The sequence below is a fragment of the Rothia nasimurium genome (assembly GCF_928381705.1).
In the GTDB taxonomy this organism is placed as follows: Bacteria; Actinomycetota; Actinomycetes; order Actinomycetales; family Micrococcaceae; genus Rothia; species Rothia nasimurium_G.
In genome coordinates, this window is record NZ_CAKMSR010000005.1 from 110,013 (window position 1) to 124,668 (window position 14,656).

The window sequence follows — 14,656 nt, forward strand, 5'->3', positions numbered from 1 at the left end:
CGTGACCGACCGCGTCCTTGACCTCGAAATTACCGGCCCCGAGCACACCCGCGCTATCGCCCTGGCCCTAGCCCCCCTCCTCACCGCGGGCGACGTCCTGATTCTCACCGGCGAACTGGGATCCGGCAAAACCACCTTCACCCGCTCCCTCGGCGAAGGGCTCGGGGTGCGTGAAGGCGTTATCTCACCCACCTTCGTCCTCTCCCGCGTCCACCCCAACCTGCCCGACGGCCCCCGCCCCGGCGGGCCCGACCTCGTCCACGTTGATGCCTACCGACTCGCCAGCTCAGAAGAACTCGATGACCTCGACCTGGAATACTCCCTCGACCTGTCAGTCACCGTCATCGAATGGGGCCGCGACAAAGCCGAACACCTCTCAGAATCTATTCTCGATCTGGAATTTACCCGAGTGACAGGCGCAGACCTAGCCGAGACCGACCCCTACGCCCTCTACGCCCCCGGCAGTTGGGAAGAAGAAGACGAGGACGACGGAGCCCCCGAACCACGCCGCCTCCGCCTCATCGGAAGCGGACCCCGCTGGGAAAATGCTTGGGATGAGATGGTAGAGAAGCTGAGCGGTAGCGGGGCGGAGGGCGCATAGGGGCTTTTGGGAACACCGCGGGCTCGCGCTCGCTGCCGACCCTCTCGCATGGTTCGCTTCGCTCACAATGCGATTCACGCCAGCCGCCGAGCCAGCAGCTTCGCTGCGAGCCCGCGGTGCTTCAGGAAATACCTATCACATAGTCTCCGAGCCTAAACACGCTAGACTGGTGGGGTGCTTATTCTTGCTCTTGATTCATCCGCTATTGCTTCTGTCGCCCTGGGGCGCCTGGACGGGCAGACCCTAACCCTGCTCGCTTCACGGTCAACCGAAGACACCCGCTCTCACGCCGAAGTGATGGCTCCCTTCGTCACCGAGGTATTGGCTGAAGCCGGAGTAACAGGCCAAGACATTGACGCTGTAATAACAGGTACCGGTCCTGGGCCCTTTACCGGTCTGCGCGCCGGCATCGTCACCGCTCGTTCCCTAGCTTTTGCTTGGAACAAGCCCCTCTACGGAATCATGAGTCTTACCGCCCTCGCCGAACTCGCTGAAGGTACCGCGCGGGCGTCCGGTCATACCCGTTTTCTTGTCGCCTCAGATGCCCGCCGCAAGGAAATATACTCGGCTGTCTATGAACTAACCGAGAGCGGCTACCAGTTGGAGAGCGGCCCCACCGTCGGCCCGGCCAGCGAGGTTCCCGACCTGCCAGCCTACGGTTTTGGCACCTCCCTTTACCCGGAGTCCCTGGATGCCCAGCCCGGCTTTGAGCATACCCAGCCGGACGCCGCCGCCCTGCTGGCAGCCGCTGCCCGCCTGGGCCTGACCAACCTCAGCGCCGATACGAGCGCCCTCTACCTGCGCGAATCCGATGCCAAGGTGCCGGCCGCCCGTAAGAAGGCCAGCGCCTAATGCTACTGACTGACCTCCCCACGGGTCTGGCCGACGGAGCCCAAGCCAGGGAAATGACCCTGCACGATGTCCCAGCCGTCCATACCCTAGAACTCGACCTCTTCCCGGCCGACGCCTGGCCCCTGGACATGTTCCTTGCCGAAATCACCCACGAAACCCGGGGATATGTCGTCCTGGAAATCCCTACAGAAACCGGCCCGCAGGTTATCGGCTATGCCGGGCTCATGAGCGTAGCCGACACCGCCGACGTACAAACCATCGCTGTTGCCCCCGCCTACGAGGGCCGTGGCTACGGGCGGGCTCTGCTGGATTTTCTGGCCCGCGAAGCGGCTGCCCGGGGTGCCGAACAGATGCTGTTGGAAGTACGTGCCGATAACCCCCGGGCCCAAGACCTCTACCTGAAAAACGGCTACCAGCAGATTCATGTGCGCCGCCGCTACTACAATGACGGGGTCGATGCCCTCATTATGCGCCGCGACCTGACCGAGATGACCCCTGTACAAGGAGAAACCAGCCATGACCGCTAAGACCGAACCCCTGGTACTGGGCATTGAATCCTCCTGTGATGAAACCGGCATCGGCATTGTGCGGGGTTCCACTCTGCTGACCAATACCGTCTCGTCCTCCATGAATGAGCATGTGCGCTTCGGCGGTGTGATTCCCGAAATTGCCTCCCGCGCCCACCTGGACGCTATGGTCCCTGCCCTCCAAGCTGCCCTGGACGAAGCCCAGGTGAGCTTGGATGATCTGGACGCTATCGCCGTGACCGCAGGTCCCGGGCTGGCCGGTGCCCTCATGGTTGGCGTCTCTGCCGCCAAGGCTCTGGCAACTGCCACCGGCAAGCCCCTCTACGGGATCAACCACCTGGTAGCCCATGTGGGGGTTGGTCTGCTCGATGACTGCGGTATTGAGGGGCATACGGCTGACTTCCTTGACGGCTTGCCCAGCGAAGGAATCGGGGCTCTGCTGGTCTCTGGCGGGCACACGGAAATTCTGGCCGTGCGCGATATTACCGGCGATGTTGAGCTGCTGGGGGCTACCCTGGACGATGCAGCCGGTGAAGCCTACGACAAGGTAGCCCGTCTGCTGGGTCTGCCTTACCCGGGTGGGCCGGTGATTGACCGGGCGGCTGCGGACGGCAACGGGGCAGCTTTTGCCTTCCCTCGCGGCCTATCAACCCGCAAGTTCATGGGCACCGCCGAGGAACCCGGTCCCCACCGCTACGATTTTTCCTTCTCGGGTCTGAAAACCGCGGTTGCCCGCGTCGTTGAAGGCTTTGAAGCCCGAGGCGAAGAAGTACCGGTTGCTGATATTGCCGCCTCTTTCCAGGAGGCTGTGGTCGATGTGATTACTAAGAAAGCCATGCTGGCCTGTACCGAGCGCGGTATCACCACCCTGCTGTTGGGCGGGGGAGTAGCCGCAAACTCGCGCCTGCGTCAGCTGACCGCCCAGCGCTGTGCCGAACACGGCATTAAGCTGGTCATTCCCCAGCTGAGCCTCTGCACCGATAACGGGGCTATGGTGGCGGCCCTGGGAGCCCGCCTGGTGTCAGAGGGGCGGAGCCCATCAGGCATCGACTTTACGGCAGATTCTTCCTTGCCCGTCACTAAAATTTCCCTCTAAACGGGGGTAGGTAGGCAAGCACGCAGGTGCGGGCGAGGGGCTGGAGAGAGACTTACAGCCCCTCGATGGCCTGGGTCGTTAGATCGTCCACTACCGCCTGCAGGTTGCCGTCGTTTTCGGCAGCAACTCGGCGCTGACGCTGATAGCCAGCCCCGGCCAGGCAGATACGCTCCACATCAGCCAGTTCAGTAGAGCATCCCAGGTCAGCAGCGATATCTTCTAGCTTGTTCAAGAGCCCCAGGGTGTCTTCGGTGACCAGGCGCTCGGTGTTCTGGTTATCGAGAATGACGATGGCCTCGGTGCCGTAGCGGGCAGCCCGCCACTTGTTCTCTTGCACGTGCCAGGGTTTGAGGGGCTCAATTCGCTTGCCCGCATCGAGCTGGCGGGAGAACCATTCCACCAGGCACTGGGTAAAGGCGGTCAGGGCCGTGATGTCACGAATAGAGGCCAGACCGTCGTAGGCCCGCATTTCTACCGTGCCGTATTTGGGTACGGGGCGGACGTCCCACCGGTTTTCGCTGGGGTCGTCGATGACGCCGGTGACTACCAGGTCGTTGAGGTAGTCCTCGTAGTCTTCCCAGCGTTCGAAGGTGAAGGGCAGGCCAGAGGTGGGTAGCTGCTGGAAAATCTGGGCCCGTTGGGAGGCGAACCCGGTATCTTCCCCTTCCCAGAAGGGGGAGGAGGCTGATAGGGCCAGTAGGTGGGGGTAGAAGTTGGTGAGCCCGTTGAGTACCGGCAGGGCTTTATCTCGAGAAGTGACCCCGGTGTGCACGTGTACCCCGTAGATGATTTGGCGGCGGCCCCAGAACTGGGAGCGGTCGAGCACCCGCAGGTAGCGATCCTTATCAACGACTTTTTGGTCCAGGGCTCGGGAGAAGGGGTGGGTTCCGGCTGAGAAGAAGGCTAGGCCCAGCTGGTTGGTGATGTCTTTCAGGACGCCGGTGGCCTGGGTGAGCTGGTCGGCGGCCTCCGCCGGGGTTCGGCAGATGCCGGTGACAAGCTCAACGGTATTATTCAAAAATTCGCCGGTGATATGGGCCCGGTCAGGGGCTGCTTCAAGAACCTGCGGGTGCTGTTCTTGCAGTAGTGCTAGCACTTCGTCTGCACGGGATGCCAGTTCGCGGGTTTCGGGGTCGACGAGGGCGACCTCCCATTCCACACCAATCGTGGACTGGTCTGAGGGGTGAAAAATCATGCGCTGGCTCCAGGGTCTCGGTGCGGTGCTGGTTCTATCTTAGGGGCAGGGGCTAGCGCAGAAGAATCCGGCTCACTCTATGACGCTACTGGTGAGATAGACGTAATAAACTAGGCCGGTTCGGCCCAGATGGCCAGGCGCTGGGAGGCTGCGCCCTCGCCCAGACGGGTCAGAATCAGGGTGGCTTCGCGGCCAGCCGTCCCCTTTTTCTTTTTCACCCCGGCGAGTAGGGTGGCCCGGAGCTTTTCGGGAATCACATCGACTCCCCGCTTTTTGACGGTCAGGGTGGTAATACCCTGCTCTTTGACCCAGCGGCGCAATTTTTTCTCGTTGAGGGGCATGGTACCCAGGACGCGGTAGGCCCGGCCTAGCGGGCTAGGGGCGGGGGAGTCTGAGGTTAGGTAGGCGATATTTTCATCAAGCAGGGTAGCCCCAATCGCTCGGGCGAAGTCTTCCACCAGGTGGGAGCGGACCACCGCCCCGTCGGGCTCAATCAGGTAGGCGCCCAGGTCAGTTACCTCAAGCGGCTCCCCATCGGCTGACGCTGTCAGCGGGGAAGTAATCCCGCCCAGGACCTGCCGGGTGACGGCGTCCGCCCCCAGCACGGTAGCTGAGCGAGCAACCCCGGGGCGGGCCAGGGCATTGAACCAGAGCACCACCTCCACTACGGAGCCGCCGTGACTGACCCACTCAGCCTCCACCCCGCTCGGTATCGCCTCGTGGGGTAGGGCAGGCCCCAGCTTGACTCCCATGGGGATGCCCGTTGCCGCCAACTTCTCTAAGAAGGAGAAAGGAGGGGAGAAAGCCTCGGGATCAAAGATCCGGGAGGTCGTTGAACCGCCCTCCACCTCGCGGCGGGCCGGGTCCAGCCAGAGAGCAGAGACGCGCTCGCCGGTTACGGTGGTGAGTTTTTCGAGCTCAATGTCTTCCACATTGCCCACGAGTACCTGGGCGGACGGGTAGGGGGAGAGATTGTGGGCGGTGAGGGCTGCTGTAGCGGGGTCAAGCTCAACGGACGTCACCGCTAACCCTGCGCGGGCAAAGGCGAGGGAGTCTGCCCCCAGGCCGCAGCCTAAATCAGCAACTGAGTTGAGTCCGGCCTCGACGAAGCGGGCGGCGTGGTGGTTGGCGACGGCGGCGCGGGTTGCCTGCTCATAGCCGGCCTCGGTGAAAAGCATGTGCGAGGCTTCTTCCCCGAACTTGGTAACCCCCAGCGTGCGAAGACGGGCCTGGGTCAGCAGGGCTGATGAGTCCTCGGCGCTGATGCCCCGAGCCCGGAGCCTGGAGACCGCCTGCAGGGAGTCAGCGGGGTTGTAGGGGACGAGCTGGTCAAGGGTTGCTAGCTGGTCAGCTGAGAAAGGGTGGGTGCCGGCGCGGGGGAAAGAAGTCATGCACCTAAGTTTAAGGGGTAAGCAGGGGCGGGGGAGAGCCGCTGAAAGCCGACTGGCTGGGGCTGGCGTGAATCGAGCGAGCGAGAGGGCAGGGGAAGACCCGCTGAAAGCCGACTGGCTGGGTCTGGCGTGAATCGGGCGAGCCCTCCAGGGCGAGCCCGAGAGGGTCAGTCGGCGCAAGCGGGTCTACCCCGCCCCGTCCCCAACCAATTAAGTTCCAGAACGCGCTTCGTCCTGTCCCTTATCTGCCATTCTCCCTGTAGGCAGCTTTGTGATGGGCTGGGTGGCAAGCGCCCAGACAGCTCCGCCCAGGGCGCTAGAGCCGATGACGGTAAAGGCCACTGGGAGTGAAGAGATCAGCATGATGCCAGAGACTGCCAGGGGCCCTGCGACGATGGCGACCTGGGAGAACATGGACCAGATGGAGAGGAATTTGGCGCGTCCGATGTTGGGGGAGAGGTCGGCGCCGATGGTCATGTTGATGCCGGCGCCGAAGCCGTTGCCGATGGCCATGAGGGCAAGACCCGCGATGAAGCCGGCGCTGGTGGGTAGTAGGGGTACGAGGATGAAGCCGGCGCCGAAGATGCTGAGGCAGAGGGCGAGGACGGCGGAGCGTCCTACTCGGTCTTTGAGGTAGCCTCCGGGAACCATGAGGACCATTTCGAGGGCTGATCCCAGGGCGATGGCTAGGGCGATCTGGGAATCGCTCCACCCTAGGTGCAGGCCCCAGAGGGCTGCAACGATGGGTTGAGTTACTCGGCTCATGGCGAGGGTGATGATGCCGAGGCCTGCGACCCAGACGGCGGGCCAGCGGACGGCTAGGGCGAGGTCTTCTTCGGTGCGGTTTGAGCGGGCTGTGCTGGTGGCGGTGTCGAAGCGCTGGTTGAGTTTGCGGATGCGCAGGCAGAGGGTGGCTGCGACGACGAGGGCGAGGGCGAAGAGGAAGACTGTCCAGAGGGGGAGCCAGAGAAGGAGGAGGGCTGAGGCGAGGGGCCCGGCGAGGGCGCCTGCTCGTTGGGCGCCGCCGAGGGCGGTCATGGCTTTGCCGCGGTCTTGGGCAGCGACAGTTTCTGCTAGTACGGCTTGTCGGGCGAGCCCCCAGGCGACGGTGGCTGGTACGCGGGCGACGTGGGCGAAAAAGTAGAGCCATAGAGCCCCTGCCAGGGGTAGGGCGAGGGAGAGGGCTGAAAGGGTGAGGGCTCCAGCGGCACTGAGGGTTGCCCAGGTCATGGCTCGTTTGTCGCCTACACGGTCGATGCCTGCACCTACCGGGACGGTGCAGATGAGGGCGAGGACGCCCGCGGCGGCTACCAGCAGGGAGGCGAGTTCGGGTGAGGCTCCTAGCCTGATAGCTGCAATGATTTGGATGGGGACGACGGCCCCGAAGCCGGCTGCGAAGAGGAAGGAGGGGACGAGTACCGGCCAGAAGATGAGTTTGAGCATGTTTTGCCTTTCTGCCGGGTTTGGGGCTTTCAACCTGTATTTTATTGCACATCAGTGGTGATGCTGGTGGTGCGCTGTCTGCGAAACCGGCGCCTTATCTTGCCCGTAGGGGGTGAGGGGAATAAAGTTTTAGTTAGCACTTGACCGCTAACAGTGCTAAATCGGCAACCGGTAGCACCGCGACGATACCGGGTATAGCCGCCTTAGTGCCCCACGGTCACCCCATAAGTTTTACGCTGAGACCTCACTTGAAGGAGTACCTCATCATGGCTATCAAGCCCCTCGAAGACCGCATTGTCGTTCAGATCGTTGAAGCAGAGCAGACCACCGCATCAGGTCTGGTCATCCCCGATACCGCTAAGGAAAAGCCCCAGGAGGCTAAGGTTATTGCTGTTGGCCCCGGCCGCATCGACGACAAGGGCAACCGCATCCCCGTTGACGTAGCTGAAGGCGATGTCGTTATCTTCTCCAAGTACGGTGGCACCGAGGTTAAGTACGGTGGCGCTGAGTACCTGATTCTGTCAGCCCGCGACGTACTGGCTGTCGTTTCCTAAGTTTTCGCTGTTTCTACCGAATACAACACGAAACACGAGAAAGAAGTAAGGATTCATGGCAAAACAGCTTGAATTCAATGATGATGCGCGTAAGCACCTGCAGGCAGGCGTTGATAAGCTTGCTAACGCTGTCAAGGTGACCCTGGGCCCCCGCGGCCGTAATGTGGTGCTTGATAAGCAGTGGGGCGCACCCATCATTACCAACGACGGTGTATCTATCGCCCGCGAGATTGAACTGGAAAACCCCTACGAAAACCTGGGTGCCCAGCTCGCTAAGGAAGTAGCTACCAAGACCAACGATGTTGCTGGCGACGGTACCACCACCGCAACCGTCCTGGCCCAGGCTCTGGTTTCTGAGGGCCTGCGTAATGTCACCTCGGGCGCTGCCCCCGGTGAGGTCAAGCGCGGCATCGAGACCGCTACCAAGCTGGTGTCAGAGCGCCTGCTGGCTAACGCCCGCGAGGTAACCGGCGAAGAGGTTGCTCACGTAGCAGCTATTTCTGCCCAGTCACCTCAGATTGGTGAGCTGCTCTCTGAGGCCTTCAGTAAGGTAGGCCAGGACGGCGTTATCACTATCGAGGACGGCTCCACCACCGAGATTGAGCTCGAAGTAACCGAGGGTATGCAGTTCGATAAGGGCTACCTCTCACCCTCCTTTGTCACCGACCCGGAGCGTGCTGAGGCTGTTCTCGAGAACACCGCCATTCTGCTCTACCAGGGCAAGATTTCAACCGTGGCTGAGATTATGCCCGTGCTCGAGAAGATCGTTCAGGCTAAGAAGTCCCTGACCATCATCGCTGAGGACGTGGACGGCGAAGCCCTCTCCACCCTGGTCGTTAACAAGCTGCGCGGCAACCTCGATGTTGTTGCCCTGAAGGCACCCGGTTTTGGTGACCGCCGTAAGGCAATCTTCCAGGACCTGGCTATCCTGACCGGCGGCACCGTTATTACCGGTGAACTGGGTATTTCCCTGGATGCCGTCACCCTGGATCAGCTCGGTTCAGCCCGCCGCGTGACCGTCACCAAGAACAACACCACCATCGTTGATGGTGGCGGTACTTCTGAGGCTGTTGCTGAGCGCGTTGACCAGCTCCGCGCCGAAATTGAGCGCGTGGACTCCGAGTGGGACCGCGAAAAGCTCAAGGAACGCCTGGCCAAGCTGGCCGGTGGCGTGGGCGTCATCAAGGTGGGTGCTGCTACCGAGGTTGAGGCCAAGGAACGCAAGCACCGCATCGAGGACGCCGTGTCCTCCACCCGCGCAGCACTCGAAGAGGGCATCGTCGCAGGTGGCGGTACCGCCCTGGTTCACGCTCTGGCAGCCCTGGACGGCGTTGAGCTCGAATCCCGCGATGCCCAGGTGGGTGTAGACATCGTCCGCCGCGCCCTGGTCCAGCCCCTGCGCTGGATCGCGGAGAACGCCGGCGAGGACGGCTACGTGGTCACCTCCCGTGTGGCAGATATGCCCATCGGCCACGGCTTCAACGCCGCAACCGGTGAATACGAGGACCTCATCGCCCGCGGCGTCATCGACCCTGTCAAGGTCACCCGCTCAGCCCTGGAAAACGCAGCCTCCATCGCTGCCCTGGTGCTGACTACCGAGACCCTTGTTGTCGAAAAGCCCGAGGAAAAGGACGAGGACGAAGCCAAGTAAGGCTCCGCTCCAAGGCTCCTTACCCGGAGCCCCTTTCGGGTACAGCAGATCCCGCTCTTGCAGTGACTAACACCGTAAGGGCGGGATTTGCTTTTTAAAGCAAATTTTCAGTCGCCGGGAGTAACATTTTTAACTTGGTGTCTTCCTGCCCGTTACCCCTCAGTAACCGGTGTTCTGGCACCAGATAACCGTCAGCAAAGGAGGTAGACCGCAGTGCCCCGCCCCGCAGCCGAGCCCACACCAGCCACCGGCACCATCGCAACCGTCACTCGTTCAGCAGAACGTGCCTGGCGCCCCGAGATTCAGGGGCTGCGTGCGCTCGCCCTCCTGCTGGTTGCCGCCTACCACTTCTGGTTTGGTCGTGTATCGGGCGGTGTCGATGTCTTCCTGTTGATTTCAGCGTTTTTGTTGACCGGCTCTTTTGCTCGCAAGATTGAGCAGGGCAAGCTGGTAGGGCCGGACACCTGGTTCGGTCTAAAAACCCTGCTAGCTTATTGGGTGCACGTCTTTAAGCGTCTGCTGCCCCTGGCATCTCTCACCGTGGCACTCACTTTGTTAGGTACCTATTTCTTTATCCCGGCTGAGCGCTGGCTCTCGATAGCTGACGAGGCCAAGGCCGTGATTCTGTACCAGCACAATAACTGGTCGATTGAAAACGCCGTGGACTACTACGCTACCGACACCTCGCTGGCCTCACCCTTCCGGCATTTTTGGTCCCTGTCGGTCCAGGGGCAGATTTATGTGCTGTGGCCCCTGCTGATGGTGGCACTGGCCCTTCTGCTGGGTAAGCGCATGAGGGGGTCAGCCCGCTGGGCTCTCACCGGCGCTTTTGCTGCCCTTTTTGCGGTGTCGCTGACCCACTCAATTGAGATCACCGCGACCAACCAGCAGGCCGCCTACTTTGAAACCGAGGCTCGCCTCTGGGAATTCGCGCTGGGCTCTCTAGTAGCCCTCTGGTTGCCGGTCCTGAAACTCCCCCCGCTTGTACGCGCGGTTCTGGGGTGGGCAGGTATTGCTGCTATCGTTGCCTGCGGTTTCGTGCTGGACGTTAACGGTACTTTCCCCGGCTACGTAGCCTTGTGGCCCACCCTGGCAGCTTCGCTCGTCATTATTGCGGGAGACACCGGCACCCGCTTCGGACCCGAGAAACTGCTGACGGCTAAGCCCCTGCTGGCCCTGGGCGGTTTTTCCTATGCCCTCTATTTGGTGCACTGGCCGATTCTCGTCTTTTACCTGGCGCAGACCCGTCAGGAAAAGGCGGGTTTCTGGGCTGGGCTTGGCCTGCTTCTTCTGTCGGGTGTGCTGGCCTGGGCTCTAACCCAGCTGGTCGAAAAGCCCCTGCGAGACTGGGCGCTACCCAACCGGTCTGTGTTTGCGGGTCTGGTCACTGGTGCGGTGTGCGTGGGTCTTGCTCTTGCTCCCTCCTACGCCTGGCAGTCCTCCATCTACCGGCAGGCTGAGCAGGCAGAGGCAAACCGCACCCTCAATAATGTGGGGGCCGCCGTCCTCCAGCCGGATTACGAGTACGCGGGGGAAGAGGACGCCCCTGTGATCCCCGTCCGTGCGGTGCTCGATGCGGATTGGGCTGACCTGGGCACAGCCTGCACCGATGTGACCCCCGAGCTGGCCGTTCCCGATTCTCTTGCCGGGGATTGCACCTACGTCGCCTACTCACCCCAACCCAGCCGAACCATCGTGGCCTGGGGCAACTCCCACATGCAGATGTGGATGACGGCCATGCGTCCGCTCGCCGAATCCCAGGGCTGGACGGTCATCGCCCTGACCCGCCCCGGCTGCTTCCTCGGTGAAACCGACAACACCGCCTACGCCAGCGGGTTTGAGTGCGATACCTGGGCAGCAGACAGCGCTGCCTTCATCCAGGACCTTGCCCCCGATACCGTCCTGCTGCACGGCACCAAGTCAGAACCCAACCTGCCCGACACCCCTCTACTCGATGCTGAAAGCCGTATCGCGGAACTTACCGGCGCTGGCATCCAGGTGCTGGGCCTGCGCGACACTCCGCGCATGGAAACCATGCACAAGGACTGCATGGACGCCTTCGGCACGGCGGACGACTGCGTCATGAGCCCCGGCCAGGACGTCACCGCCAGCCCCCTCAGCTCCCTCGAAGAAACCTACCCGGGTTTTGCTGCCCTCAACCTCTCTGACCTGATTTGCCCCGAGAACGCCTGCCCGGCGTCCATCGGTAATATCTACACCTACTTCGACTACGACCACATCACCGCAACCTATATCGAAACCCTGGGCCCCTACTTCGACCCGCGCGTGCTCGAAGCCCTGGGCAAAGCTGATGCTAGCTCGCAGGCACATAGCCAAGTAATACCTGCCGGAAGCGCCCCCTACGAGGCTGTGGAATAGAAACGGCGGGGGAGGGGTTTCACCCAGTACGAACAGGGACGAAACCCCTGATGTGAGCAAGCGACAGGTAGCTGCCCGGGCCCTACGCTCGCGCATCGGGGCTAACCCGACTAAGATTAAAACCAGTGTCGCTAAGCGCCCACCTGAATACCCTCGAAAGGTAGCGAACCCTTCATGACTACTCCCACTGCACTGAGCGAAGACCCCTTCGGCTTCACCGGCCTCACCTACGATGACGTGCTGCTCCTGCCCGGCAACACCGACGTCATCCCGTCAGATGCAGACACCACCACCCGCCTGACCAAGCGCATCTCCATCGCCTCACCGATTATCTCGGCAGCAATGGACACCGTCACCGAGTCCGCCCTGGCCATCGCCATGGCTCGCCTGGGCGGCATGGGCGTGATCCACCGCAACCTTTCTATCGCTGACCAGGCTGACCACGTGGACCGCGTCAAGCGCAGCGAATCCGGCATGATTACCAACCCCGTGACTGTCGGCCCCGACGCCACCATCGCCGAGCTCGATGCCCTGTGCGGCCACTACAAGGTTTCGGGCCTTCCCGTTGTGGACGAGAACAACGTACTGGTCGGTATCATCACTAACCGCGACACCCGCTACCTGCCCGAGTCCACCTTTGAGACCACCCGCGTGCGCGACATCATGACCAAGATGCCGCTCATTACCGGCCACGAGGGCATGAGCAAGGACGAAGCTTTCGCCCTGCTGGCAGAAAACAAGATTGAGAAGCTGCCCCTGATCGACAAGGACGGCAAGCTCACCGGCCTGATTACCGTCAAGGACTTCACCAAGAGCGAGCAGTACCCCCGCGCCACTAAGGACGAGGACGGCCGCCTGCGCGTTGGCGCTGCTATCGGCTTCTTTGGCGACGGCTACGAGCGTGCTATGACCCTGATTGACGCGGGCGTCGACGCCCTCTTTGTCGATACAGCTAACGGTCACTCCCAGGGCGTACTCGACATGATTGCCCGCCTCAAGAAAGACCCGGCTGCTGCCCACGTTGACGTTGTGGGCGGCCAGGCCGCAACCCGCGCCGGCGCCCAGGCCATCATCGACGCAGGTGCCGACGCCGTCAAGGTGGGCGTTGGCCCCGGCTCCATCTGCACCACCCGCATTATTGCCGGTGTTGGCGTGCCCCAGATTACCGCTATCAATGAGTCAGCTAAGGCTGCTATCCCCGCCGGTGTTCCCCTGATTGCGGACGGCGGCATGCAGCACTCCGGTGAAATCGGCAAGGCCCTGGTGGCGGGTGCGGATTCGGTGATGCTGGGCTCCCTGCTGGCAGGCACCGCTGAATCACCCGGCGACCTCATCTTCGTCAACGGTAAGCAGTTCAAGGCCTACCGCGGCATGGGCTCCCTGGGTGCTATGCAGTCCCGCGGCGGCAAGAAGTCTTTCTCTAAGGACCGCTACTTCCAGGCCGACGTATCCTCCGAAGAGAAGCTGATTCCCGAGGGCATTGAAGGCCAGGTACCCTACCGCGGCCCCCTGTCCTCCGTACTGCATCAGCTGGAAGGTGGCCTGCGCCAGACCATGTTCTACGTCGGTGCCCACACCATTGAAGAACTCAAGAACAAGGGCCAGTTCGTACGCATTACCTCAGCAGGTCTGAAGGAATCACACCCCCACGACATCACCATGACTGTCGAGGCCCCCAACTACCGTCGCTAAACTGTAGCGGCCAGCCCCGGTTCTCTCGCCCCTGCGGTGAGGGGCCGGGGCTTCCGAACGTTACCACGCTCGTTTGCATCAACCGGTCTACCACCGGTGAAAGGAAGATCCATGACCGACATCCAGATTGGTATGTCCAAGCGCGCCCGCCGCACCTACTCACTCGATGAAATCGCCCTGGTACCTACCCGCCGTACCCGCGATGCCCATGACGTGAACCTTAGCTGGCAGATTGACGCGTTCAAGTTCGACACCCCCATCATCGGTGCCCCCATGGACTCTGTGATGTCACCGGCTACCGCCATTGCCCTGGGCAAGCTCGGTGGGCTCGGCGTCCTCAACCTTGAGGGCCTGTGGACCCGCTACGAGGACCCCCAGCCCCTGCTCGACGAAATCAACGCCCTGCCCGCTGACGATGCCCCCGCCGCCACCCGCCGCATGCAGGAAATCTACGCTGAGCCCATCAAGGCAGAGCTGATTACCGCCCGCCTGGCAGAGATCCGTGACTCGGGCGTCATTGTCGCAGGCTCACTGACTCCCCAGAACACCCAGGAGTTCTACCAGACCGTGGTTAAGGCTGGCGTTGACCTCTTCGTGATTCGCGGTGCTGCGGTCTCTGCCCAGCACGTTTCATCCCGCCGCGAGCCCCTTGATCTCAAGAAGTTCATCTACGAACTCGACGTCCCCGTGATGGTCGGTGGCGTGACCGGCTACACCCCGGCTATGCACCTGATGCGTACCGGTGCTGCCGGTGTGCTGGTAGGTTTCGGCGGCGGTGCTGCCCTGACCACCCGTCGCGGCCTGGGCATCCAGGCTGCCATGGCCACCGCGATTTCCGACGTCGCTGCTGCGCGTTCTGACTACCTGGACGAGTCCGGTGGCCGCTACGTGCACGTGATTGCGGACGGCTCCCTGGGCCGCTCCGGCGACATGGTCAAGGCGCTGGCGATGGGCGCGGACGCCGTCATGATCGGCGCGCCCCTGGCCCGTGCAGCCGAGGCACCCGGTGCCGGCTGGTACTGGGGCAACGAAGCTCACTCAGCTGACTTCCCCCGCGGTATCCGCACCTACCAGGGCACCGTAGGCTCCCTGGAAGAGGTGCTCTACGGCCCCTCAGCCCACACCGACGGTAGCGCTAATCTGGTGGGCGCCCTCAAGCGAGCACTGGCAACCTGCGGTTACACCGACCTCAAGTCCTTCCAGCGCATCGACGTCAACGTCACCCCCTACGTCAAGTAGATGACGCCCCCGGCCCCGTGCCCCTAGCTTTCCTAG

At 62.2% G+C, this 14,656-nt stretch carries 12 protein-coding genes; 9 read left to right on the forward strand and 3 right to left on the reverse strand.

Translation table 11 applies throughout. The annotated features are described in order from the left end of the window. Position 1 precedes the first annotated feature (1 nt). From tsaE to tsaD, 4 genes are all read left to right on the forward strand, one after another. Complete coding sequence (gene tsaE, locus L6762_RS05860; RefSeq protein WP_237186012.1) at positions 2-601, forward strand: tRNA (adenosine(37)-N6)-threonylcarbamoyltransferase complex ATPase subunit type 1 TsaE; 600 nt, start codon at positions 2-4, stop codon at positions 599-601. Between the two features lie 174 nt (positions 602-775). Then, positions 776-1,453 carry a tRNA (adenosine(37)-N6)-threonylcarbamoyltransferase complex dimerization subunit type 1 TsaB gene (tsaB, locus tag L6762_RS05865; protein ID WP_237186013.1) on the forward strand — a complete coding sequence of 226 codons (678 nt, stop codon included), beginning with the start codon at positions 776-778 and terminating at the stop codon, positions 1,451-1,453. After that, complete coding sequence (rimI, locus tag L6762_RS05870) at positions 1,453-1,980, forward strand: ribosomal protein S18-alanine N-acetyltransferase (protein ID WP_237186014.1); 528 nt, start codon at positions 1,453-1,455, stop codon at positions 1,978-1,980. The genes tsaB and rimI overlap by 1 nt, the downstream gene beginning before the upstream one ends. Further along, positions 1,970-3,076 carry a tRNA (adenosine(37)-N6)-threonylcarbamoyltransferase complex transferase subunit TsaD gene (tsaD, locus tag L6762_RS05875; protein ID WP_237186015.1) on the forward strand — a complete coding sequence of 369 codons (1,107 nt, stop codon included), beginning with the start codon at positions 1,970-1,972 and terminating at the stop codon, positions 3,074-3,076. The genes rimI and tsaD overlap by 11 nt, the downstream gene beginning before the upstream one ends. Before the next feature lie 52 nt (positions 3,077-3,128). On the opposite strand, the gene L6762_RS05880 is transcribed toward tsaD, so the two are convergent. The 3 genes from L6762_RS05880 to L6762_RS05890 all read right to left on the reverse strand — a co-directional run bounded on the left by L6762_RS05880 (position 3,129) and on the right by L6762_RS05890 (position 7,105). Beyond that, positions 3,129-4,271 (reverse strand): glutamate--cysteine ligase, encoded by a 1,143-nt coding sequence (locus tag L6762_RS05880; RefSeq protein WP_237186016.1) that lies wholly within the window; start codon positions 4,269-4,271, stop codon positions 3,129-3,131. Positions 4,272-4,381: 110 nt separating this feature from the next. Then, positions 4,382-5,662: a class I SAM-dependent methyltransferase gene (locus L6762_RS05885; protein WP_237186017.1), complete on the reverse strand. Its 1,281-nt coding sequence runs from the start codon at positions 5,660-5,662 to the stop codon at positions 4,382-4,384. A 210-nt stretch (positions 5,663-5,872) separates the two neighbouring features. After that, a complete protein-coding gene (locus L6762_RS05890; protein WP_237186018.1) occupies positions 5,873-7,105 on the reverse strand; it encodes an MFS transporter in 1,233 nt (410 codons plus the stop codon). A 266-nt stretch (positions 7,106-7,371) separates the two neighbouring features. On the opposite strand from L6762_RS05890, the gene groES reads away from it, so the two are divergent. The 5 genes from groES (at position 7,372) to L6762_RS05915 (ending at position 14,620) form a co-directional block, all read left to right on the forward strand. Next, positions 7,372-7,659 carry a co-chaperone GroES gene (gene groES, locus L6762_RS05895; RefSeq protein ID WP_135013045.1) on the forward strand — a complete coding sequence of 96 codons (288 nt, stop codon included), beginning with the start codon at positions 7,372-7,374 and terminating at the stop codon, positions 7,657-7,659. 55 nt (positions 7,660-7,714) lie between these two features. Further along, positions 7,715-9,310 carry a chaperonin GroEL gene (gene groL, locus L6762_RS05900; protein WP_237186019.1) on the forward strand — a complete coding sequence of 532 codons (1,596 nt, stop codon included), beginning with the start codon at positions 7,715-7,717 and terminating at the stop codon, positions 9,308-9,310. Between the two features lie 213 nt (positions 9,311-9,523). Beyond that, positions 9,524-11,689, forward strand: a complete 2,166-nt coding sequence (locus tag L6762_RS05905; RefSeq protein WP_237186020.1) for an acyltransferase family protein — start codon at positions 9,524-9,526, stop codon at positions 11,687-11,689. Positions 11,690-11,863: 174 nt separating this feature from the next. After that, a complete protein-coding gene (gene guaB / locus L6762_RS05910) occupies positions 11,864-13,381 on the forward strand; it encodes an IMP dehydrogenase (protein ID WP_237186021.1) in 1,518 nt (505 codons plus the stop codon). 111 nt (positions 13,382-13,492) lie between these two features. After that, positions 13,493-14,620: a GuaB3 family IMP dehydrogenase-related protein gene (locus tag L6762_RS05915; protein WP_185174316.1), complete on the forward strand. Its 1,128-nt coding sequence runs from the start codon at positions 13,493-13,495 to the stop codon at positions 14,618-14,620. Positions 14,621-14,656 lie beyond the last annotated feature (36 nt).

Excerpts from the sequence above, each read along its gene's own strand:
- rimI (WP_237186014.1), top strand. The coding sequence starts at position 1,453 with ATGCTACTGACTGACCTCCCCACGGGTCTGGCCGACGGAGCCCAAGCC.
- tsaD (WP_237186015.1), top strand. The coding sequence starts at position 1,970 with ATGACCGCTAAGACCGAACCCCTGGTACTGGGCATTGAATCCTCCTGT.
- L6762_RS05880 (WP_237186016.1), bottom strand. The coding sequence starts at position 4,271 with ATGATTTTTCACCCCTCAGACCAGTCCACGATTGGTGTGGAATGGGAG.
- L6762_RS05885 (WP_237186017.1), bottom strand. The coding sequence starts at position 5,662 with ATGACTTCTTTCCCCCGCGCCGGCACCCACCCTTTCTCAGCTGACCAG.
- L6762_RS05890 (WP_237186018.1), bottom strand. The coding sequence starts at position 7,105 with ATGCTCAAACTCATCTTCTGGCCGGTACTCGTCCCCTCCTTCCTCTTC.
- groES (WP_135013045.1), top strand. The coding sequence starts at position 7,372 with ATGGCTATCAAGCCCCTCGAAGACCGCATTGTCGTTCAGATCGTTGAA.
- groL (WP_237186019.1), top strand. The coding sequence starts at position 7,715 with ATGGCAAAACAGCTTGAATTCAATGATGATGCGCGTAAGCACCTGCAG.
- guaB (WP_237186021.1), top strand. The coding sequence starts at position 11,864 with ATGACTACTCCCACTGCACTGAGCGAAGACCCCTTCGGCTTCACCGGC.
- L6762_RS05915 (WP_185174316.1), top strand. The coding sequence starts at position 13,493 with ATGACCGACATCCAGATTGGTATGTCCAAGCGCGCCCGCCGCACCTAC.